This window comes from Flagellimonas sp. 389 (assembly GCF_018449435.1).
GTDB lineage: Bacteria > Bacteroidota > Bacteroidia > Flavobacteriales > Flavobacteriaceae > Flagellimonas.
This window is the reverse complement of the sequence record NZ_JAHCMU010000002.1, coordinates 316,228-338,612: the sequence shown is the minus strand read 5'-3', so window position 1 is coordinate 338,612 and position 22,385 is coordinate 316,228. Positions and strand designations below refer to the sequence as shown.

At 38.6% G+C, this 22,385-nt stretch carries 18 protein-coding genes; 14 read left to right on the top strand and 4 right to left on the bottom strand.

Annotated elements, in window-relative coordinates:
* The first annotated feature begins 82 nt into the window (after nt 1-82).
* The 7 genes from KIM67_RS03130 to arfB all read left to right on the top strand — a co-directional run bounded on the left by KIM67_RS03130 (nt 83) and on the right by arfB (nt 7,175).
* A complete protein-coding gene (locus KIM67_RS03130; RefSeq protein ID WP_213829902.1) occupies nt 83-727 on the top strand; it encodes a thymidine kinase in 645 nt (214 codons plus the stop codon).
* The gene (gene alr, locus KIM67_RS03125; RefSeq protein WP_213829901.1) at nt 720-1,829 is read left to right on the top strand and encodes an alanine racemase; all 1,110 of its coding nucleotides are present in this window, start codon (nt 720-722) and stop codon (nt 1,827-1,829) included. Before KIM67_RS03130 ends, alr begins: the two co-directional genes overlap by 8 nt.
* Nucleotides 1,830-1,905: 76 nt before the next feature.
* Nucleotides 1,906-2,313, top strand: coding sequence for a large-conductance mechanosensitive channel protein MscL (mscL, locus tag KIM67_RS03120; protein WP_213829900.1), 408 nt, complete (start codon nt 1,906-1,908; stop codon nt 2,311-2,313).
* Between the two features lie 177 nt (nt 2,314-2,490).
* Nucleotides 2,491-3,504, top strand: a complete 1,014-nt coding sequence (locus tag KIM67_RS03115; protein ID WP_213829899.1) for an aspartate-semialdehyde dehydrogenase — start codon at nt 2,491-2,493, stop codon at nt 3,502-3,504.
* Between the two features lie 77 nt (nt 3,505-3,581).
* Nucleotides 3,582-5,735: a prolyl oligopeptidase family protein gene (locus KIM67_RS03110; RefSeq protein ID WP_213829898.1), complete on the top strand. Its 2,154-nt coding sequence runs from the start codon at nt 3,582-3,584 to the stop codon at nt 5,733-5,735.
* A gap of 62 nt (nt 5,736-5,797) precedes the next feature.
* The gene (locus KIM67_RS03105) at nt 5,798-6,793 is read left to right on the top strand and encodes a sulfate/molybdate ABC transporter ATP-binding protein (protein ID WP_213829897.1); all 996 of its coding nucleotides are present in this window, start codon (nt 5,798-5,800) and stop codon (nt 6,791-6,793) included.
* On the top strand, nt 6,771-7,175 hold the full coding sequence (arfB, locus tag KIM67_RS03100) for an alternative ribosome rescue aminoacyl-tRNA hydrolase ArfB (protein ID WP_213829896.1): 405 nt from the start codon (nt 6,771-6,773) through the stop codon (nt 7,173-7,175). Before KIM67_RS03105 ends, arfB begins: the two co-directional genes overlap by 23 nt.
* Here arfB and KIM67_RS03095 read toward each other — a convergent pair.
* The 4 genes from KIM67_RS03095 to KIM67_RS03080 all read right to left on the bottom strand — a co-directional run bounded on the left by KIM67_RS03095 (nt 7,172) and on the right by KIM67_RS03080 (nt 10,814).
* Nucleotides 7,172-7,540 carry a nuclear transport factor 2 family protein gene (locus KIM67_RS03095; protein ID WP_213829895.1) on the bottom strand — a complete coding sequence of 123 codons (369 nt, stop codon included), beginning with the start codon at nt 7,538-7,540 and terminating at the stop codon, nt 7,172-7,174. The two genes, arfB and KIM67_RS03095, sit on opposite strands and share 4 nt — an antisense overlap.
* A 92-nt stretch (nt 7,541-7,632) precedes the next feature.
* Nucleotides 7,633-8,076 carry a 3-oxoacyl-ACP synthase gene (locus KIM67_RS03090; RefSeq protein ID WP_213829894.1) on the bottom strand — a complete coding sequence of 148 codons (444 nt, stop codon included), beginning with the start codon at nt 8,074-8,076 and terminating at the stop codon, nt 7,633-7,635.
* A 20-nt stretch (nt 8,077-8,096) separates the two neighbouring features.
* Nucleotides 8,097-9,449 carry a PAS domain-containing sensor histidine kinase gene (locus KIM67_RS03085; RefSeq protein ID WP_213829893.1) on the bottom strand — a complete coding sequence of 451 codons (1,353 nt, stop codon included), beginning with the start codon at nt 9,447-9,449 and terminating at the stop codon, nt 8,097-8,099.
* 3 nt (nt 9,450-9,452) lie between these two features.
* Nucleotides 9,453-10,814 (bottom strand): sigma-54 dependent transcriptional regulator, encoded by a 1,362-nt coding sequence (locus tag KIM67_RS03080; protein ID WP_213829892.1) that lies wholly within the window; start codon nt 10,812-10,814, stop codon nt 9,453-9,455.
* A gap of 204 nt (nt 10,815-11,018) precedes the next feature.
* Here KIM67_RS03080 and KIM67_RS03075 point away from each other — a divergent pair, with 204 nt between their 5' ends.
* The 7 genes from KIM67_RS03075 (at nt 11,019) to KIM67_RS03045 (ending at nt 22,378) form a co-directional block, all read left to right on the top strand.
* The gene (locus KIM67_RS03075) at nt 11,019-12,362 is read left to right on the top strand and encodes a TolC family protein (RefSeq protein ID WP_213829891.1); all 1,344 of its coding nucleotides are present in this window, start codon (nt 11,019-11,021) and stop codon (nt 12,360-12,362) included.
* Between the two features lie 10 nt (nt 12,363-12,372).
* Entirely contained in the window at nt 12,373-13,623 is a 1,251-nt protein-coding gene (locus tag KIM67_RS03070; protein WP_213829890.1) for an efflux RND transporter periplasmic adaptor subunit, read from the top strand.
* Between the two features lie 24 nt (nt 13,624-13,647).
* Nucleotides 13,648-14,217, top strand: a complete 570-nt coding sequence (locus tag KIM67_RS03065; protein WP_213829889.1) for a hypothetical protein — start codon at nt 13,648-13,650, stop codon at nt 14,215-14,217.
* 89 nt (nt 14,218-14,306) lie between these two features.
* Nucleotides 14,307-15,002 (top strand): ABC transporter ATP-binding protein, encoded by a 696-nt coding sequence (locus tag KIM67_RS03060; RefSeq protein WP_213829888.1) that lies wholly within the window; start codon nt 14,307-14,309, stop codon nt 15,000-15,002.
* Nucleotides 15,003-15,053: 51 nt separating this feature from the next.
* The gene (locus KIM67_RS03055; RefSeq protein ID WP_213829887.1) at nt 15,054-17,438 is read left to right on the top strand and encodes an ABC transporter permease; all 2,385 of its coding nucleotides are present in this window, start codon (nt 15,054-15,056) and stop codon (nt 17,436-17,438) included.
* A 20-nt stretch (nt 17,439-17,458) separates the two neighbouring features.
* Nucleotides 17,459-19,894: an ABC transporter permease gene (locus KIM67_RS03050; protein WP_213829886.1), complete on the top strand. Its 2,436-nt coding sequence runs from the start codon at nt 17,459-17,461 to the stop codon at nt 19,892-19,894.
* Nucleotides 19,895-19,945: 51 nt separating this feature from the next.
* Nucleotides 19,946-22,378: an ABC transporter permease gene (locus KIM67_RS03045; protein WP_213829885.1), complete on the top strand. Its 2,433-nt coding sequence runs from the start codon at nt 19,946-19,948 to the stop codon at nt 22,376-22,378.
* The last annotated feature ends 7 nt before the right edge of the window (nt 22,379-22,385 follow it).

Sequence of the window (22,385 nt, the reverse complement as noted above, 5' to 3'; positions counted from 1 at the left end):
AAATCGAGGCATATTTTTTTAGTAGTTTTGTGCTTTGCTTTAATCAAACGAAAAACTACGCAATTTCGTTTAAAAATACGGTATGTTTCTCGAAAACACGGTAAACCCTAAAGAACAATTTGGATGGATAGAAGTTATCTGTGGTTCCATGTTCTCTGGAAAGACCGAAGAATTGATCAGAAGATTGAAGCGTGCACAATTTGCCAAACAAAAAGTGGAGATCTTTAAGCCCATTGTGGACACCCGCTATCATGAAGATATGGTGGTCTCCCATGACTCCAATGAAATTAGGTCTACCCCTGTTCCTGCTGCAGCTAACATTCGTTTGCTCGCAGATGATTGTGATGTTGTTGGAATCGACGAAGCCCAATTTTTTGATGATGAGATTATTACTGTCTGTAATGATTTGGCCAATCGCGGTGTCCGTGTTGTTGTTGCAGGATTGGATATGGACTTTAAGGGGAATCCTTTTGGACCCATGCCCGCACTCATGGCTACAGCAGAATATGTGACCAAAGTCCACGCAGTTTGCACACGTACCGGAAATCTGGCCAATTACAGTTTTAGAAAATCAGATGAGGACAAATTAGTATTACTTGGAGAAACCGGTGAGTACGAACCATTGAGCAGAGCAGCATTCTACAAAGCCATGCTCAAAGAAAAAGTAAGCCAGATGAATGTTGATGCCGAAGAAGTAGAAGCAAAAAAGAAAGCCGCCAATGGATAAAGTTGGTGAGACTACACTGCAAATAGATTTAGCTGCGCTAGAACACAACTACAAATTTTTAAAATCTAGATTAGCGCCCCAAACCAAATTTTTAGCTGTTGTAAAAGCCTTTGCCTATGGCAGTGATATGGTGACCATTGCTAAAAAAATGGAAGAGTTGGGTGCAGATTATTTTGCCGTTGCCTATGTGAATGAAGGTATTTTACTAAGAAATGCAGGCGTTACAACACCAATTTTAGTTTTGCATCCACAGCCTATAAACTTTGGTGAAGTTATAGAACATTGCTTGGAACCTAGTTTGTACTCGCCAAAAATCCTTACGCTCTTTTTAGCGGTTGCCAAGGAGAAAAATCAAACGGATTATCCTGTCCATATTAAATTTAATACCGGTCTTAATCGTTTGGGATTTAGAGAAAATGATATTGATTCTATTGTGCTACAATTGAAAAATAGACAAGAACTTAAGGTAACTTCCATTTTTTCCCACCTAGCTGCTTCGGAAGATAAGTCCGAAAAAGCCTTTAGTCAAAAGCAAATAACGACCTTTCAAAAAATAAGTGTTGCACTCAACAATAAGTTAGGTTATGTTCCTTTTCGGCATCTATTGAACACCTCGGGAATCTTAAATTATCCCGAAGCACAATTTGAAATGGTCCGAAGTGGCATTGGACTCTACGGTTATGGCAATGACAAGGCTTTTGATGAACAACTGAAACCTGTAGCCACCTTAAAAACCATCATTTCCCAGATCCATAAAATACAGCCGAACGAAAGCGTAGGTTATAATAGGGCCTTTACACCCAAAAACCACAGAAGAACCGCAACATTGCCGCTTGGTCATGCAGATGGTATTGGCAGACAATATGGCAATGAAAGAAGTTATGTTTTTGTCAATGGAGAAAAAGCTTCCATTATTGGCAACGTGTGTATGGATATGATTATGATAGACGTTACCAATATTGATTGTAATGAAGGAGATGAAGTTTTGATTTTTGGACCAAATAACTCAGCAGAAAGTTTCGCAACTTCTGCTAACACAATAGCATACGAAATCCTGACTGCAATTTCACCTAGGGTTAAAAGGGTTATCATAACCCTATAATTTTACAGGTTCTAATTGGCTTAACCCCTTTTTTTGGTTACATTGTGTGTGTATTAACCACTAAAACTATTATACTATGTTGAAAGAATTCAAAGATTTTGCAATGAAAGGAAACCTGGTGGACATCGCCGTAGGTTTCGTCATGGGTGCAGCATTTAATAAGGTCGTTGCTTCCTTTACTGGGGGAATAGTCTCTCCTTTAATTGGTCTGATCTTTAATGCAGATTTCAAAGATTTAAAATATATAATTACAGAAGGAACTATGAACGATGCCGGTGAAAAAGTAGGAGAAGTAGCAGTGTTATATGGTGATTTCTTAACTAACGTAATCGATTTTATCATTGTTGCTTTTGTAATGTTCATGATTGTAAAAGGCGTGAACAAGATGAAGAAAAAAGAAGAACCAGCTCCAGAAGCACCAAAAGGCCCATCTCAAGAGGAATTGCTCGCCGAAATCAGGGATTTATTACAAAAACAAAAATAGTAGGCCCTATTGGGCTACCGCTACATCACAGTAGTAATCTTAAAACCGTCAATCCGTTTCGCTAACAGATTGACGGTTGTTTTATTTATAACATTTTGTTATTTTTTGATTAGAAGAAAAAAGAACACTTGTTTAGTTTTTATTCTACATTACCTTTGTCCTACTATAAAGATAAAAATGAAAGTAGCAGTTATTGGCGCAACCGGAATGGTTGGTGAAGTAATGTTGAAAGTATTGGCAGAACGTAATTTTCCAATTACGGATTTGTTATTGGTAGCTTCTGAACGGTCTGTAGGTAAAAAATTGACCTATAGAGAAAATGAATATACCATTATTGGGCTTGCTGATGCAGTTGCAGCTCAACCCGATATCGCTATTTTCTCGGCAGGTGGTGACACTTCCTTGCAATGGGCGCCAAAATTTGCCGAAGTTGGCACAACCGTTATAGACAATTCCTCGGCATGGCGTATGGACCCTACCAAAAAATTGGTGGTTCCTGAAATTAATGCCGCTCAGTTAACGGCCAAGGACAAAATTATTGCCAACCCCAACTGTTCCACCATTCAAATGGTGTTAGCGTTAAGTCCGCTCCACAATATGTACCAGATGAAACGTGTAGTGGTCTCTACCTACCAATCCGTTTCCGGAACTGGAGTAAAAGCTGTTCAACAACTTGAGAATGAAATTGCAGGTGTACAGGGCGAGATGGCTTACCCCTATCCCATAGGTAAAAATGCATTGCCCCATTGCGATGTGTTTTTAGAAAATGGATATACCAAAGAAGAAATGAAATTGGCCAGAGAGCCACAAAAAATACTGGATGACCGAACTTTTTCGGTTTCAGCGACTGCAGTTCGTATTCCAACGGCTGGTGGTCATTCTGAATCTGTTAATGTGGAATTTCATAACGATTTCGATATAAGTGAAGTACGAAAGTTGCTAAGTGAAACACCCGGCATTACCGTGCAAGACAATCCAGATACAAATACGTATCCCATGCCTATCTATGCGCATGGTAAAGATGATGTTTTTGTAGGCCGTATCCGTAGGGACGAAACCCAACCCAATACCCTGAACATGTGGGTCGTTTCTGATAATCTTAGAAAAGGAGCTGCAACTAATGCAGTACAAATTGCAGAATATTTGGTAGAGAACAAGTTGATTTCCAACACTCCAGAAATTATTTCTTAAAATACGTTAAAGCTTTTTTTCTCTTAAGAAATTGCTTGTTTTTGTAGTATTTTTAACAAAATCAATCTATAAAAACAATGCGAAAATTAAGTCTTTTTATAGCCGTAATCATTTTCGCGGCCTGTGAAACTACCTCCAAAAGAGAACCAATCGTTGTGAACTATCCTACCACTAAAAAAGTCGATACCGTAGACACCTATTTTGGAACCGAAGTCAAAGACCCTTACAGATGGTTGGAAGACGACAGGAGTACCGAAACCGAAGCTTGGGTAAAAGAACAGAACGCTTCTACCTTTGGATATTTGGATAAAATCCCTTTTAGGGAAGATTTAAAAAACAGACTGGAGAAACTTTGGAACTATGAAAAATTAGGGTCTCCTTTTAAAGAAGGTGATTATACCTATTTCTATAAAAATGATGGGCTTCAAAATCAATACGTAGTTTACAGAAAAAAGGAAGGTGAAGAAGAAGCTGTTTTTTTAGACCCAAATACATTTTCTGAAGATGGAACAACATCGTTGATGGGATTAAAATTCACCAAGGATGGCTCAAAAGCAGCTTACTTAATTTCTGAGGGAGGTAGCGATTGGCGAAAGGGTATCGTTATCAATACAGAGGACATGGAGATTGTTGAAGATACTCTAGTGGATATCAAATTCAGTGGTATCTCATGGAAAGGAACTAATGGGTTTTTCTATTCCAGCTACGACAAACCTGAAGGTAGTGAGCTTTCTGCCAAAACGGACCAGCACAAATTGTATTACCACGAACTGGGAACTCCTCAATCTGAGGATAAGTTAATTTTTGGCGGTACTCCTGAAGAAAAACACCGTTATGTCCAAGGCTATGTTTCGGAAGATGAAAACTATTTGTTCATCTCCGCTTCAACGTCAACCTCGGGAAATAAATTATTCCTAAAAGACCTTTCTAAACTCGATAGTGATTTAGTTACTGTTCTGGACAATACGGATTCTGATACCTATGTCATCGAAAATGAAGGTTCCAAGCTATTTTTGGTCACCAATATGGATGCTCCTAATAAAAAAATTGTAGCAACAGACGCTTCCAATCCAACTCCGGATAACTGGAAAGATGTAATTCCCCAAACTGAAAATGTATTGACCGCAGGAAACGGTGGCGGTTACTTTTTTGCAGAATATATGGTCGATGCCATCTCCAAAGTAATGCAATACGACTATGAAGGCAAGCTCGTGCGGGAAGTTAAATTGCCCGGGGTAGGCAGTGCCAATGGTTTTGGCGGCAAAAAAGATGAAAAGGAATTTTATTTTTCTTTTACCAATTACAATACCCCAAGTTCTTCGTACAAGTATAATGTAGAGACTGGAGAATACAAACAGTATTGGAAACCGGAAATAGATTTTAATCCAGAAGATTATGAATCAAATCAAGTATTCTATACTTCTAAGGACGGTACAAAAGTGCCGATGATAATAACCCATAAAAAAGGTGTCGAGTTAAATGGTAAAAATCCGACCATTCTCTACGGGTATGGAGGGTTTAATGTAAGCCTAACCCCATCATTCAGTATTGTCAATGCCGTTTGGATGGAACAAGGCGGAGTCTATGCCGTTCCCAATCTAAGAGGGGGTGGCGAGTACGGTAAAAAATGGCATATTGCCGGAACCAAGCTTCAAAAACAAAATGTGTTCGATGACTTTATCGCTGCGGCAGAATATCTTATCGAAAACAATTACACTTCTAAAGAATACCTAGCTATACGTGGTGGTTCTAACGGAGGATTGTTGGTCGGGGCAACCATGACCCAACGCCCAGATTTAATGCAAGTGGCGTTACCAGCAGTTGGCGTATTGGATATGCTCCGCTACCATACGTTTACTGCAGGAGCAGGTTGGGCCTATGATTACGGCACCTCTGAAGATGATGAAGAAATGTTCAAATATATCAAAGGGTATTCACCTGTGCACAATATAAAGGCAGAAACAGCATATCCTGCTACTTTAGTGACCACAGGAGATCATGATGACAGGGTGGTACCTGCCCACAGTTTCAAGTTTGCTGCAGAATTGCAAGAAAAGCAAACGGGAACCAACCCAACTCTAATACGGATAGAAACCAATGCAGGGCACGGAGCAGGAACACCAGTAAGTAAAACCATTGAGCAATATGCCGACATTTTTGGCTTTACGCTCTTTAATATGGGGTATGACCAACTTCCAAACCAAGCCGTATTAAAAGAGTTTAAGGACTAAAAACCTTAAGAATTTTAAAAATCCGTTTCTATTGAAGCGGATTTTTTGTTGTTTTACATGCTATGTTAAAAGTTCATATAGATTTCTTCGCTTACCAAGACCAAACTATTTTAGAAGATATTTCTTTTACGGTCGCCAAAGGAGAGCATTTGGCGTTGATGGGAGAGAGCGGCTCTGGAAAAAGCACTCTTCTAAAGGTTATTTATGGACTACTTCACTTGGAAAATGGAACTATTTCTTGGGGCAAAAATCAAAATCTTGGCCCAAATTACAATCTAGTCCCGGGAGAATCGTACATGAAGTATCTTTCTCAAGATTTTGATTTGATGCCATTTACTTCCGTAGCCGAAAACATTGGGCAACACTTATCCGTTTTTGAGCAGGAGACCCATGAGCAAAGAATTCAAGAATTATTGGAGCTTATTGAGCTTGAAGCTTATGCAGAAACAAAGGTCAAAAATCTAAGCGGCGGACAACAACAACGGGTTGCCTTGGCGCGAGTATTGGCACAAGAACCAGAAGTATTATTGTTAGATGAGCCCTTTGGTCATATCGATAATTTTAAGCGAAATACCCTTCGAAGGAATCTATTCCCCTATTTAAAGAAAAAAGGAATAACTGTTCTAACAGCTAGCCACGATCCAAACGATGTGTTACCGTATGCGGAACAAACGCTTGTTCTTGAACAAGGAAAAGTTGTAGCTCATCAAAAAACGAAAAAACTATATAAAAGCCCCCCTAATTATTATACTGCTTCGTTATTTGGAGAAGTCAACAAAATCCCGATTAAATTATTGAAAGCCTATTCTGAGATTGATAAATCTGTTCTGATTTATCCCCACGAACTTCAAGTTTCTGACACTACAGGATTAAAGGTAGAGATAAAAAACACCTATTTTAAGGGAAATAGTTATCTAAATGAAGCCGAAGCAGATGATGAAACCGTTCTTTACTTCAACACGCAAAAGAGACTCAAGTCCGGTGATACTGTTTTCCTTAATGTATCTTTAGAAACAATCAATAAGCGTCTTTCCATTGAACAAGGAGCAAATACTTAGAGAATTAAACTTTAAAGCTATTCGCAGCAGTGGTGCTGGTGGTCAGCATGTGAACAAAGTCTCTTCGAAAGTGGAATTATCTTTTTCATTGGAAGCTTCACAAGGTTTTTCAAAAGTAGAAAAGAGTCAAATCCTTAGAAAGCTAGAAACTCGATTAACTAAAGATGGGGTTCTAATCTTGCAATGTGATGAAGCTCGCAGCCAACATAAGAACAAACAGCTGGTCATTAAACGTTTTTTCAGCCTACTAAAAAAGGCTTTGGAGGTTCCCAAAAAGCGAAAACCAACAAAACCTTCAAAATCTTCGATCGAAAAACGATTGAAATCCAAGAAAATGGATTCCTCCAAAAAGATGAATCGCCAAAAACCAAGTTTGGACTAACCCATTGAGGGCACTTCGTAGTGGTAGGAAGCTTTCTTTATCTCTCCATTTTCCACTTGGTACATGCAAAGTTCGTCCATTTGCATTCTTCCTGTTTCCTTAAACGTAGCATCCATCGACATTGGGACTACAAAATGATTTCCTGCTACTACTGGGTCACCAACGGTTCCGCCGTGCATCTCTTCAATACCTGCCGCCCATTCACGGTACTGATTTATAATATTCTCCCTGCCGGTAGTTATTTCGTTTGGCATTCCGGGCATTTCCACGCTCAAAGCATCTTTGGCATAAAGCCCATAGGCTTCATCGTACTTTCCTTCTCTGCAGAAACCAACTAGTTTATCTGCGACTTCTTGTGTTGTCATGATGTTTGTTTTTTGGTTATTGGTTTTAAAGATAGGGAACTAAGCTGTTCAATATTTTAAGAAATAGTTAAAACTGTTTGAAAATGAGCAGTTTAAACAACTTCTAAGATGTCATTTTGCTTTCCATTGAATGTAAAAACCCCTTTTGTTTCTTTTCCTAACAATACTTTAGAAATTGGTGAACCCGCAGAAATACAAAAAATGGACATGCCTTCGTTTTTAAATTCTCCTGCCGATATTGCGATAAAGTAATTTGCCGAAGTAGTTTTTACCAAACTTCCCAAAGCTATTTTTGTAGACTCTTTTTTAATGTCTACTTTTTGAAGCACTCTTTTAATTTCCCCAAATTCAAAAAGTTGTTTTCCAAGCTTCTCTTGTTCCAATTGTACCATCGCCCTACCTGTCTCATGTTTGTCGCCTGCACTGCTCTTTGTTTCTGAGTTTAATGATTCCTGTAGAGCATGATTTCTCTTTTGGAGGTTTTCCATTTTTTCATTTACATAGTCCCAACAGAATTGCAAAAGCTCGTCTTTCATTACAGCTGAAAATTTAGGAATTATGCAAAATTCAATCTAAAAATAGTTTCTTCGTAAGGAACGGAACGAACCTTTAAACTGCCCCCATGAAGTTGCATAACCTGCTTGGAAAGGCTCAGTCCTATTCCTGTTCCTTCATTCTTAGTTGTGAAAAAGGGCACAAAAATCTCCTCTATTAAATCCGGTGGAATTCCGGGACCATTATCCTTTACCTCTATATACTTTCTTCCATCTTTTTCAATGCCCGCCCTCATCTGAACTTGTCCATTTTCAATTCCACGTACGGATTGCAGCGCATTTTTACTTAGATTGATCAAAACTTGGGTCAATTGTTTTTCATCAATAAAAAATTCCAGATTATCTGGATGACAACTTACCGAAAAGTTCGTTTGTTCCTCTTCTAATCTAGCTGACATTAAAACATCTATTTTTCCCAAGAATACTTTCCCCTTAACAATGGTTCTGTTCGGCTCGGGAACACTTAACAGACTACGGTAAGATTGTACAAATTCCATAAGATTTCCCCCTTGTTCTTTTATGACTTCCAGCCCTTTTAAGGTGTTCTTGATCTTACTGTCGTCCAAATCCTTTAGGGCTACGATTTCCCCATTTTTGGTATAGTATTTAATAATAGAGTCCGTAATCGAGGTTATTGGTGTAATCGTATTCATGATTTCGTGCGTAAGCACCCGTATTAATCGCACCCAAGATTCTGTCTCTTTTTCATCTAGCTCGGCATTTATGTCCTGTACCACGACCAACATAAGCGATTCCGCATTTAAGGTAAGTGATGTAGATTTGAGTGCCAATTGTATTTGCTCCCGTTCATTGGTCAGTTGGAAAAGTTTTCGTTCAAAAGGTTGTAAGGCCTTAAAGATTTCATACAGATTTTCATCAATCTGTTCAATTTGTTTGATATGGTTCAAGGGGCTATGGTTCAGCATTTTTTCTAGCGTGGGATTAGCAAAGAGAATATGCCCTTTCTCATTTATGGTCATGATGCCGATACTCGCCTGCTTCAAGATTTCCTGATAGTATTTTTCCCTAACCTGCATTTCCAAATGAATTTCTTGAATAACACTATTGACCCTATTCAAACTCTGATTGAGCTCCTTGAACGACTTTATGGAAACCTTTTCTGGAAATCTCAGGGTAAAATCTTCATTTCGAATAGCATCAAAAAAGTAGGAAATCTTTCGATTGGTGCTATTGATAAACCGAATCAAGTAATGTACCTGCATCACAAGAAAAATAGTAGAAAATATGATTGTAAAGTACCATAGCTTAACTATTGCAAAAGCAAATGCCAATGCCGTTAATACAATAATCAATACCCTTAAAATAACTTGGTAATAAAAGTTTCTACTCGCCATTGATTACTTTTTTTTCTTCAATTTATTATATAAGGTCTGCCGGGAAATTCCCAATTGATCAGCAGCAGCACTGTAATTTCCATCGTGCTGTTCCAAAGCCTTAAAAATCATTTGTTGTTCCATTTCGTCCAACGTCTCGGGACCGTTATCAAAAGACTGTGAAGGTTTGGAATGCAGCAGGAAATCTGTTGGCTTAAGTACATTTCCTTCAGATAGGATAACCGCTCGTTCCATCGTGTGCTGAAGCTCTCTAATATTGCCCGGCCAGGTATATTCCATTAACTTTTCCTCTGCTAAGTTGTTTATGCGCAAACCGGGCTTGTCATATTTGTGGGCATATTTCTTCAGGAAAAAGTCGGCCAATATTAGAATATCGCCTTCTCTTTCCCGTAGCGGCGGCACCTCAATGTGAATGGTATTTATTCTATACAACAAATCCTCCCTAAAAAGTCCGTCCGACACCATTTGTTCCAAGTTGCAGTTGGTAGCACAGATCAATCGAATATCCACACTGACCGATTTATTGGAACCAACTCTCACTATAGATTTATTTTGGATAGCGGACAATAATTTAGCCTGCATCTGTAATGAAAGGTTTCCCATTTCATCCAAAAACAAAGAACCTTGATTGGCTGCTTCAAACTTACCGGCACGGTCTTCTTTGGCATCGGTAAACGAACCTTTCATATGCCCAAAAAGCTCGCTTTCGAATAAGTTTTCTGCAATGGAACCCATATCCACACCTATAAAAACCTCTTCTTTTCGTACGGATAAACGATGTACCTCACGCGCTATTAATTCTTTACCAGTTCCATTCTCGCCAGTAATCAAGACATTGACATCTGTTTTGGCCACTTTACGTACCAAATTAAGAACCGAGTTAAGGGCTTTGGAATTTCCAATGATTAGATTCTTGTCGTCGTTTATAAGCTGCTTTAGACTGCTCTCTTTCTTTTTAAGCTTATGTATCTCTTGTTTGGATTGTCTTAGTTCAAAAGCTGATTTCACGGTGGTCAACAGCCTCTCATTGTTCCATGGCTTCAGGATAAAGTCAGATGCACCAAGCTTTAAGGCTCTTACTGCCAAATCAACCGCTCCGTAGGCCGTCATCATAATTACTGAGGTATTGGGTGATTTCTTTTTAATCTCTCCCAACCAAAACAGGCCTTCATTGCCTGTATTTACTCCTGCAGAAAAATTCATATCCAATAGCACAATGTCTATCTCTTCCATGTTTGGAAAAGATGATATTTGGTTGGGATTAAAAAGTGTTTGAACACTCTTATATTCAAACTGAAGTAAAATCTCCAATGCACTCAACACACTTTTATTATCGTCAATGACCAAAATCTTAGCATCCGTCATAAGGCACACATTTCATATTTAGTGATTAAAACTACGAATTGGTATCATCAATTTTTAGACAGTGTAAAAATATTTGACATTTTTTGTCTAAAAATTTTACACAAATATTTCGAGATTAAATCTGAATCGTAAATATATATCTGATAATCAGCTAATTAATTTTTTGGCACAACAATAGTAAATAGTTTGGCATAGTAATAAAACATGAATCTTAAATTATACATATCGGCAGTTTTCTTCATCTTGGCAGTCCAGATGTTTTCACAAAAAGCTTGGACTTTGGACGAATGCGTTTCTTATGCCGTTGAAAACAATTTGCAAGTCAAAAACTTAAACTATACCAAGGACACCAATCGCGAGAGTTATCGACAATCTGTTCGTGATTTGTTGCCCAACTTTAGCGGTTTTTCAGAATACCGTTACAATACTGGTTTGAACGAGGATAGAACAACTGGTCTGCTGGTTAATCAAGAATTCAATAGTTTCTATTATAATGTCAACGCCAACCTAGACATTTTTCAAGGGTTTCAAAAACTAAACGCTATCAAAGCGGCCAAATTCATCTACGAAGCGGCCAAGGAAGATGTGCTTCAAGAGAAGTTTCTTCTCGCTTTCAGGGTAATGAGTGCCTTCTACGACATTAAGTTCAACGAAGGGTTGGTGGCCAACTCTTTGGAGCAACAAGACATCTCACAGACTAACTACGATATGGTACAGCGTCAAGTAGAATTGGGCGTTATGGCCGAGGCAGATTTGGTAGAGGCTGAATCCAACTTATTATCGGACAAGCTTTTGGTAACCCAAAACCGCAACTTGCTCGCATTTTCAAAGTTGACCTTGCTTCAGGAAATGAACCTTACGGAAGAAAGTGATATTGAACTTCAGATTGAAGAAAAGGACGAAAACGATGTGGAAAACTCAGGTACAGTCGAAGTTGATTCTTTATATACCGTGGCAAAAGGATTTATTCCCGTAATCAAGTCGCAAGAATATTTGGTAAAAGCTGCTAAAAAACAACTCAATGCCACTCGTGGAAATCTATATCCTTCCCTGTCCATGATTGCAGGTCTGGAATCAAGATATGCTCAAACCGCTTTAGATGACAACGATGTGCCAGTACCTTTTTCAGACCAATTGAACGATAACTTTTCACGGTTTATTGGAGCACAAATCATTGTCCCAATTACAACCGGTTGGTCAAACCGCTCACAGGTGAAGCAACAAAAAATTGCACTGCTACAGGCAGAAAACAATTTGGACATTCAAGAACAAACCTTGTTTCAATTGGTTCAGCAATTGGTTCAAACCAACACCGCTTTAGTGGCCGAATACGAGCAAAGCAATAAGCGGGTTGAATCACAAGGTCTGGCATTTCAAATTGCCCAAAAGAGATATGAGAAAGGACTGATCAACGCATTGGAACTTTTTCAAGCAAAAAATTTATATGGAACGGCACAGAACGAAAATCTACAAGTACGCCTTCGTCTGAAAGTAAACGAAAGCACTATAGATTTTTACAAAGGATTGCCCATTTTTAATATCAACTAAGAAGACCCACATGGATATTCAATTAGAGAAAAAGAAAGGACTTAGACCCAAGCATTACGGTTACATTGCACTTGGAATATTACTACTATTTGTTGGATGGAAGCTGCTTTTTGCTGGAACCACCTCAACATTCAGAACCCATAAAGAGCGTCTTTCCATAGCTCAGGTTACAGAAGGTAAGTTTGATGATTACATCACCATAAACGGATCTGTTGCTCCAATCGCTACCATATATATGGATGCTTATGAAGGTGGCCGAGTAACGGAAAAATTGATTGAGGAAGGTGCTATGGTAAAAAAAGGAGACATCATTCTCAAATTGGAAAACATGGTGCTCTACGAACAAATTTTGGCAAGCGAAAGTAATTTGGCCCTGAAGCAAAATGACCTACGTTCCACCAAACTCAATTTTGATTCTAGATTGTTGGACGGTAGACAATCATTGGCAACAGCTTTTTATGATCTACAGCGCCTCAAAAGAAACTATGAGCAGAACCAAGAACTTTATGAAGAAAAGCTAATCTCAAAAGAAGCTTATCTCCTATCCAAAGAGAACTTTGAGTTGGCCCAGAGACAACACAATATTATTAAAACGCAAACTAAGCAGGACGAGGAATTGAGCAAAACTTCATTGACCAGTCTAGATGCTGATTTGATTCGAATGAGAAAAACACTTTCGATGGTTTATGAAAGACTCGACCACTTGAACGTAAGGGCTCCCGCTGATGGTCAATTGGGCTTTTTAGACGCCGAAATTGGTCAAAACATTGCACAAGGACAACGTATCGGCCAAGTTAATGTATTGACAGACTATAAAATAGAGGCTGAAATAGACGAACACTACATTGATCGTGTAAAACGAGATTTGTTCGCTTCCCTTGAGCGCAATGGAAACGAATATCAATTAAGGGTCAGAAAGGTCTACCCTGAAGTTAGAAACGGAAGATTCCAAGTAGACTTGGTCTTCACTGGTGAAAAACCAGCAACAATACGTGCAGGACAGAGCTATAACATAAAATTACAGTTAGGAGCTTCCAACGATGCTTTGTTGTTGCCAAAAGGAGGGTTTTTCCAAAGTACCGGAGGACAGTGGGTATTTGTTGTCGGCACAAATGGGGATGAAGCCGTAAAGCGAAACATCCGTATTGGCAAGCAAAACTCCAGATACTATGAAGTATTGGAAGGGCTAGAACAAGGAGAAAGTGTTATCACAAGCAATTACGACAGTTTTGGTACTGCCGAGAGAATAGTATTAAAGTAAAAAACAATATAAAAATTAATCAAAATGAAACAATTGTTAATGATATACGGATGTGTGCTCGTTGCAAGCACGGCCGTAGCCGAAATTCAGCAAAGCACCAATAGTTTTATGGACACAAAAGTCAATGCTATTGCAAAAGATTTAGAAGTATTCCATAAAAAAGTTGCAACAACAGATGATACTTATGAATTGAACCTAAGCGAGATTCAGTTTATAGAAGAGGATTCAGAGGTTGTTCTTGGTTTCGACACCGAAGATTATCTTCCAGAAGACTTTGATCCATATGAAAGATACTTTGATTTGAGTTCCGTAGCTTATATCGAAGATGAAAATGCACTACAACTGGATTTTGATGCTACTTATCATTTGCCAGAAGGGTTTGATCCATATGCAGAAGAAGTCAGCATCCATTCAATAAATTATGTTGAAGATGAAACTTTGAAATTAGGCTTCGATACCACGGATTACCTTCCTGAAGGATTTTCTCCTTTTGAAGTTTACTTCGATTTGAACTCCATTGAATACATAGAAGACGAAGAAGATATCCAAATAGAGTTCCATGGTCTTTGTCAAACTTTTTCAAGAAGTAAATAAAGCTGAAACAAAATCAAAAAAGTGAGGTCTTTAAACTAGAACAAGACCATTAATAAGTTAATCCAATAAAAATTACTAACACCTAAATAATGATACAAATACAGAATCTGAAAAAAAGCTTTAGAACCGAAGAAGTAGAAACCCTGGCATTAAATAGTGTCAACTTGAATGTAGCTGAAGGGGAATTTGTAGCGATCATGGGGCCTTCTGGTTGCGGAAAATCCACACTTCTGAACATTATCGGAATGCTAGACAATCCAACAGAAGGTAGCTATCAATTTGCCAACCATGAAGTTGGAGGGCTTCGCGAGAGCCAACGCACACAACTTCGAAAAGGAAATCTTGGCTTCGTTTTTCAAAGTTTTAACCTCATAGATGAGCTTACCGTTTTTGAAAATGTGGAGTTGCCTCTTATTTACCTTAAGATGAACAAAGCGGAACGTAAAGAGAAAGTTACAAAGGTGTTGGAGCGAATGAAAATTGCCCATCGCGAAAAGCATTTTCCACAACAGCTCTCCGGAGGGCAACAACAAAGAGTTGCCATAGCTAGAGCTGTAGTTACCAATCCAAAACTGATATTAGCGGATGAGCCTACAGGTAATCTGGATTCCAAAAATGGTATCGAAGTAATGAACCTGCTTACCGAACTGAACCAAGAGGGTACAACAATCGTAATGGTGACCCACTCGGACAGAGATTCGCACTATGCCCATAGGGTCATCAATCTATTTGATGGGCAAATAGTGACCGAAAGCCAAAATAAACCCATGAACGCCATGGTCTAGATAAAAACGTGGAGTTTATTCGTCAATTAATCAAATCATAAATCAATCATCATGCTTAGGAACTATATACGAATCGCTTGGAGAAATCTTTTAAAAAGGAAGGTGTTCACCGCCATAAATATTTTGGGACTTGCCATTGGTTTTGGGAGTAGTATCTTAATTTATCTGTTCTTGAGCTATCATTTGTCATTTGACAATTTCCACCCTAACTCCGACCGTATCTATAAAATGGTCACCGAGGAAATGAGTGACGATATTGAATATGATGCTAGCGTACCTCCTGCGTTTGCGAAAACGTTTCGCGAAAATTACGATTATGCAGAAAAGGTTGCCAAAACCGTCACTCAATACGGTTTGGTATTAGATGTGGATAGAAATGGAAAAACAGACAAGTTCAAAGAAGATGTGTCTTTTGTAGAAGAGGATTTTTTCAAAATCTTCAACTTTCCATTGCTCAATGGAAGTAACAACATATCTCTGTTGGCACCTAATACAGCTGTAATCACAGAAAACGTTGCACAAAAAATGTACGGGACCAGCGATGTTATTGGAAAAGTTTTTGTTTTAGCAAACAACAAAACCATAGAAATAACAGGAGTTCTAAAAAACATTCCCAAAACTAGCTTTCTAGAAAATGAGGTGTTCGTTTCCTTTGAAAACTTGGTGGACTTCTCCAAGTTTGCCTCGACCGAAACTTGGGGTGGTATCACTAGTAATTTGCAATGCTATGCGTTACTAAAACCAAATCAGGATATTGCAGGCATTGAAAATGTATTACTGGAACTTCCTAAAGAGCATAGACCCAAAAGCAAGAACAAACATACTTATAAATTACAGCAGCTTTCAGATGTGCATTTTAATCCGCTTTATGGTGGCTTAGATCCAGTATTGCTTTGGGTGTTCGCCATAATTGGGCTATTCCTGATTACGATTGCTTGTATCAATTTTATCAATATTTCAACAGCCCAAGCCTTTTATCGGTCTAAAGAAATCGGGGTGCGTAAGGTATTGGGCAGTTTTAAGCAACATTTATTTTGGCAGTTCCTATCTGAAACATTTGTTATTAGTTTGTTTGCGATTTTGTTGGGCATTGTTCTGGCTATAATCTTTCTTCCCGCTCTCAATTCACTCTTTGAATTGGAATTGTCTTGGAAAAGTTTACTGGATTATAAATTTATAGGTTTCATGTTGATTGTATTGGTTACAGTAGCATTTCTCTCCGGAAGCTATCCCGGAATATTGATGTCGCGTATTGTTCCCGTACTAGCACTAAAAGGAAAACTTAGTCACAATGATACTGGAGGAACCAAAACCAGAAAAGTCCTAGTAATCACTCAATTTGCAATATCAATTACCCTAATCGCCGCAACGTTGATTATCTCTAGACAAATAAACTACGCTGTAAATACCGATTTAGGTTTTGATAAGGAATCCATTGTTATGGTTGAAATCCCAACAGATGTAGAAAATATAAAACTCAATAGCCTAAAAGAGCGTTTGGCACAAATTCCAGGAGTAGAAGATGTTACGGCGTGTTTAAGTAGCCCTGGTGCGGCAACAAACAATTGGGGCACCAATGTAAAATACAATAACAGGCCAGAAAATGAAGAATTTGGAATACAAGTTAAAGTTGGGGATGAAAACTATTTGAACACTTTCGACATCCCCATTATAGCTGGCCGTAATTTCTTTAAGGCCGATTCCATAACAGAAGTATTGGTAAATGAAAAATTCGGGGAAAAACTAGGTTTAGCATCGGCAGAGGAATTATTGGGAAAATCTTTTGAAGCAAATGGAGGCGATATCAAAGCAACTATAGTAGGTGTTGTTAGTGATTTTCACAATGCTAGTTTTACGGAACAGATAGAACCCGTTTTCATAGCTCCACAGACTAATTGGTATGGGGAAATAGCCTTGAAAATAAACCATCAAAATACGCAATCTACTTTGGAGCAAATTGAAAATTATTGGTCTGGTACTTTCTCTGGCTATATTTACGAATACCGCTTTTTGGATGAAAGGGTTGCAGAACAATACGAAAGTGAACAACGCTACCTTTCGCTCTCAAAAGTGTTTTCAGCGTTGGCCATTCTAATTGGATGCCTTGGACTATATGGTCTTATCCTCTTCTTTGTTGGGCTGCGAACCAAAGAAATTGGGATACGAAAAGTTTTGGGCAGTAATGTAGCCAACATCCTTGCTTTGTTTACAGCAGATTTCTTTAAGCTCATTCTCATTGCGGGTATCCTTGCTACGCCTATCGCATGGTATCTGATGGAGCAATGGCTTCAAGGGTATACGTATAGAACAGAAATCCACTGGTGGTATTTTGCAATAGCGATTGTAGCCATCATGATCGTTACTCTGATTACCATCAGCTACCAGACACTCAAAGTTGCAGTGACCAGCCCTGTAAAAAGTTTAAGGACAGAATAATAAAACCAATCCATCATATCATGCTAAAGAACTATATAAAAATCGCTTGGAGAAGCCTCTTAAAAAACAAGGGGTTTACTTTCATCAATATTGTTGGACTAAGTAGTGGCGTAGCGGCTTGTATTTTGATTACGGTATATATCATCCATGAAAGTAGTTACGATAGCTCCGTAGCCAATGCTGATAATATCTATCGCATGATAAATAGGGATACAAGGGATGGTAAGATCAATGATGGTGTTCATTTTTCGGCCAATACCGGGTCTACCGTACAGAACGATTTTGCAGAGGTCATCAATTCGGGCAGGTTAAATGATAATGATCTTTTCTATGGAGCAGGAAGCAATGAAATCCGTATTCAAGGAAGAGCTTCTCAGCACCATGAAGAAGGTTTCACATACGCTGACCAGGCTATCATCGATATTATGGATATTGGAATGGTACATGGAGAAGCTTCATCTGCTCTGACAGAACCCAATACAATCGTTATTTCTGAAACCATGGCAAAAAAATACTTTGGCGACCAGAACCCAATAGGTACCTCCATCTATTTAAATGGAAATGATGATCAGCCCTTCAGGATAAATGGTGTAATGGAAGATTTTGCCAGTAACTCACATATGGATTATGATTTTTTATTGACATTGACTGGAGTAGAATTTGGCGAAGGAGAACAGACTCGATGGGTGCAAAGTAACTATTACACGTATTTACAGCTAAAATCAGGAACCGACGTCGTGGCATTTCAAGAAAAGATGTCCAATAGGCTTATCAACGATTATATAACACCTGCTCTTAAAGCTGAAGGGTTTGTTATTCCTGAAAATGCTGATGATCTTTTTAGTATGCGTTTGCAACCAATGACCGATATCAACCTGCATTCGGGTACAATCGACTTTGAGACCAGCAAGCGAAACGACATTAAGATTGTCTGGATTTTTGGTATCGTAGCCTTGTTCATTTTGGTTATTGCCAGTATCAACTTTGTAAATCTATCCACCGCTAAATCAGCAAACAGGGCCAAAGAAGTGGGAATCAAAAAAGTAGTTGGTTCTTCTAAAAGGGCTCTTGTTCAGCAGTTTTTGACAGAGTCGGTTTTAATCACTGTCCTTGCCTTTGGGGTTGGAGTACTTTTGGCTTTTCTTATAATGCCTTTTTTTAGGGAGCTTTCGGGTAAAGCAATCCAAATTCCATGGACAAACCCGTTATTCCTTCCCATATTGATTGTTTCGGCATTATTAATAGGTGTATTTGCTGGCTTGTACCCTGCTTTTTATTTGTCAAAGTTTAAACCCAGTGCAGTATTAAAAGGAAAACTGGCCATAGGCAGTAAATCAAGTAGTTTACGAAGTGGTTTGGTCATTTTTCAATTTGCAATTTCCATAATCCTAATTATTGGGACCTTAACGGTAAACCAACAAATGAACTTTATCCTAAACTCAAAAATAGGTTTTGAAAAAGAGCAGGTATTGCAGCTCTACGGCACCAATATGTTAGGTGACAAACTAACTACTTTTAAGGAGGAGTTAAAAAGCCTAAATGGAATCAGTAATGTAAGCGTGAGTGATTTTTTACCTCTTGAAGGAACAAAACGAAATGGAAACGGTTTTGTTAACGAGGGGCGTGACAACCTTGATGAAACCGTATTTGGACAGGCTTGGGTAATTGATGAGGATTACCTGAACACTTTAGGGATGCAACTAGTCGAAGGCAGAAATTTTTCTGAAGATAGGAGCACTGATCAAGAAGCGACCATAATCAATCAGAAAATGGTTCAAAAACTTAACCTGACAGACCCAATAGGTAAAAAGATTTCTAGATATGGTGAAATATATGAGATTATAGGTGTAGTCGAAGATTTCAATTTTAATTCCATGACGCAAGAAGTTGAACCCCTATGCTTCTTCTTGGGAACGAGTGCAACCATCACCTCCGTAAAGGCTAGCACGGACAACATAGGTCCGTTATTGGAATCCATAAAAACCAAATGGTCCAAGTTTATGCCAAATATGGAGTTGCGCTATGCCTTTATGGATAATTCGTTTGCAAAAATGTACAATAATGTAAGTCGCATTAAAAGCATTTTCATCTCATTTGCGGTACTGGCGATTTTTGTGGCTTGTTTAGGGCTGTTTGCACTTTCCGCATTTATGGTGGAACAACGTAAAAAGGAAATCAGTATCCGTAGGGTGCTCGGGGCTTCTTTTAGAAACATTTACAAACTTCTTACGGTTAATTTTTTAAGCTTGATAGGTGTTGCGGTGGTAATTGCAGTCCCCATAGCATGGTACATCATGTCGCGTTGGTTAGAAGATTTTGCTTATCGTATTGAAGTAACATGGCAACTTTTTGCATTCAGCGCTTTAATAGCGATAATCATAGCAATATGTACCATAAGCTATCAATCTATCAGTGCTGCACTGGCTCAACCCTCAAAAAGTTTAAGAGCTGAATAAACTTATTAATGAGATACCGAAATAAATTCGGTACATAAAAACAAAAAGATCATGTTCAAAAATCATATAAAAATCGCATGGAGAAGCCTTAAAAAGCAACCCTTTTTTTCATTCCTGAATGTTTTTGGTCTTGCTATAGGAATTTCAAGCGGACTGCTTATATCATTATATATCTACGATGAGCTAAGCTTTGATAAAATGTTTGCAGATACTGAACGTATACACCGTGTTGATTTAGATGTAAAGTTTGGGGGTACGGAGAGCAAAATGGCCGTGGCATCAGCGCCAATGGCAGATGCCTTGGTTACAGATTTTCCTCAAGTTGAACTTGCAACAAGGTTTAGCAGTGGGGGAAATGCACTTATCAGAGAAAAAGATGAGAGTCAAAATGTAAAGGAACCCTATGTAACCTTTGTAGATGCTTCGTTCTTTGAAATGTTTGGTTTGAAACTACTACTTGGTGATGAAGCTACTGCTCTAATGGAGCCGAACACATTGATTTTGACAAAAACAGCCGCAGAAAAGCATTTTGGTGTTAATGAAGCCTTGGGGCAGACCATGATTTTGAATAATGATGAAACGTATACGGTTACCGGAGTTATTGAGGATATGCCCAAAAATTCTTTTTTAAGGGATTATAGTGTGTTCATGGCTATGGCAGGATATGAAGATGCTCTAAGCCCAGAATGGACCAGTAACAACTACCCAACTTTCTTTAAGTTGGCTCCCGGAGCAGATGCAAAAGATTTCCAACATCAACTACAATCGTTGTTCGGCACCTATGTTATTCCTTATGCGCAACGATTTTTTCCAGGCATCTCTGAAGAGCAGTTCAAAGCAGCAGGAAACCACTTTTATATATCCTCCACTCCTCTAACAAGGATTCACTTACATTCTAACTTAGAATCTGAGATGAGTGCCAATAGCAGTATTCAAAACATTTATATACTGTCTTTTATTGGGCTTTTTTTAATTGTTCTGGCAAGTGTAAACTTTATGAATTTGTCCACGGCCTACTCCCTTAAAAGAAGTAAAGAAGTTGGTGTTAGAAAAACATTGGGTTCTACAAAAATAACCCTGCTATGGCAATTTTTAATGGAATCTGGCCTTATCACTTTTATTTCGTTGATAACTGCTCTTATCTTGGCAGTTGTTTTACTTCCATTATTTAATGGTTTAGCAGGGAAAGAGATATCCGTCCCCTTTACAAATCCTATGTTTTGGGTCGTTCTGGTGGTTGTGACCTTATTTCTCGGATTATTCTCTGGAGCATATCCCGCTTTTTTTATGTCCAGATTTATCCCTGTGATGGTATTAAAGGGTTCCGGTGAAAAAAGTGTTGGTGGTGGCAAGGTTAGAAATGCCTTGGTTGTGTTTCAATTTGCCATTTCGGTTTTTTTAATTGTGAGCACCATCGTGGTTTATCAACAATTGAATTTTATCCAGAAAAAAGATCTTGGTTTTTCCAAAAGTCAAGTATTGGTCATTGAAGATGTTTTCGCTGCTGGAGATAAAGCCCGCACGTTCAAAGAGGAAGTGGGCCGCATAGGTCAAGTAGAGAGCGTGACTTTGACCGGTTTCCTTCCCACACCTTCGTATAGGACCAATACCACCTTTTTTAAAGAAGGTTCAACGCACCAGGAAAATACCATAAATATGCAGACATGGAGGATAGATCATGATTATCTATCCACATTGGATATGGAGCTTATTTCTGGGCGGAATTTTGACCGTCAATTTGTATCCGATTCTACTGCCATGCTTTTAAACGAATCTGCTGTAGCCATTCTGGGAATTACTCCAGAAGAAGTTCTTGGCATGCGATTATCAAGGGATCTAGGCGAACAAGATGCCGAATTTTTCAAGGTGGTCGGGGTTGTGAGGGATTTTCATTTTGAGTCTTTGAAAAAAGGCATTGGTGCATTAAGCATGACATTAGGAAATTCTACAGGCGCTTTGGCAGTTAAACTTGAATCAGGGGATTTTTCCAGTTCCATAGCAGCTATAGAAAATATATGGAGAAAGGTCGCCCCGGGCCAACCCTTTAATTACCGTTTTATGGACGATGCATTTAACAGCACCTATGAGGCAGAACAGAAGTTGGGGCAAATTTTCATGGTTTTCACAATCCTTTCCATTTTAATAGCATGTTTGGGCCTTTTTGGCTTAGCGGCTTTCAATGCAGAAAAACGAACCAAAGAAATAGGAGTTAGAAAAGTATTGGGCGCGAGTGTAAGTCAGATTACTTACAGGCTTACCATTGATTTTCTTAAACTTGTCGGCATTGCAATATTAATTTCTTTGCCCTTGGGCTGGTACGCCATGAATACATGGTTAGAGGATTTTTCATATAGAATCAATATAGGGATAGAGATTTTAGTCTTGGCTGCTTTATTGGCCGTTACCGTAGCAATACTAACCGTAAGCTATCAAAGTATAAAAGCTGCAATTGTAAATCCGGTCAAGAGCCTAAAAACAGAATAAATTCATT

Bases quoted from the DNA above. Each gene is read 5' to 3' on its own strand.
- KIM67_RS03130 (WP_213829902.1), top strand. From the start codon at position 83: ATGTTTCTCGAAAACACGGTAAACCCTAAAGAACAATTTGGATGGATA.
- alr (WP_213829901.1), top strand. From the start codon at position 720: ATGGATAAAGTTGGTGAGACTACACTGCAAATAGATTTAGCTGCGCTA.
- mscL (WP_213829900.1), top strand. From the start codon at position 1,906: ATGTTGAAAGAATTCAAAGATTTTGCAATGAAAGGAAACCTGGTGGAC.
- KIM67_RS03115 (WP_213829899.1), top strand. From the start codon at position 2,491: ATGAAAGTAGCAGTTATTGGCGCAACCGGAATGGTTGGTGAAGTAATG.
- KIM67_RS03110 (WP_213829898.1), top strand. From the start codon at position 3,582: ATGCGAAAATTAAGTCTTTTTATAGCCGTAATCATTTTCGCGGCCTGT.
- KIM67_RS03105 (WP_213829897.1), top strand. From the start codon at position 5,798: ATGTTAAAAGTTCATATAGATTTCTTCGCTTACCAAGACCAAACTATT.
- KIM67_RS03095 (WP_213829895.1), bottom strand. From the start codon at position 7,540: ATGACAACACAAGAAGTCGCAGATAAACTAGTTGGTTTCTGCAGAGAA.
- KIM67_RS03090 (WP_213829894.1), bottom strand. From the start codon at position 8,076: ATGAAAGACGAGCTTTTGCAATTCTGTTGGGACTATGTAAATGAAAAA.
- KIM67_RS03085 (WP_213829893.1), bottom strand. From the start codon at position 9,449: ATGGCGAGTAGAAACTTTTATTACCAAGTTATTTTAAGGGTATTGATT.
- KIM67_RS03080 (WP_213829892.1), bottom strand. From the start codon at position 10,814: ATGACGGATGCTAAGATTTTGGTCATTGACGATAATAAAAGTGTGTTG.
- KIM67_RS03075 (WP_213829891.1), top strand. From the start codon at position 11,019: ATGAATCTTAAATTATACATATCGGCAGTTTTCTTCATCTTGGCAGTC.
- KIM67_RS03070 (WP_213829890.1), top strand. From the start codon at position 12,373: ATGGATATTCAATTAGAGAAAAAGAAAGGACTTAGACCCAAGCATTAC.
- KIM67_RS03065 (WP_213829889.1), top strand. From the start codon at position 13,648: ATGAAACAATTGTTAATGATATACGGATGTGTGCTCGTTGCAAGCACG.
- KIM67_RS03060 (WP_213829888.1), top strand. From the start codon at position 14,307: ATGATACAAATACAGAATCTGAAAAAAAGCTTTAGAACCGAAGAAGTA.
- KIM67_RS03055 (WP_213829887.1), top strand. From the start codon at position 15,054: ATGCTTAGGAACTATATACGAATCGCTTGGAGAAATCTTTTAAAAAGG.
- KIM67_RS03050 (WP_213829886.1), top strand. From the start codon at position 17,459: ATGCTAAAGAACTATATAAAAATCGCTTGGAGAAGCCTCTTAAAAAAC.
- KIM67_RS03045 (WP_213829885.1), top strand. From the start codon at position 19,946: ATGTTCAAAAATCATATAAAAATCGCATGGAGAAGCCTTAAAAAGCAA.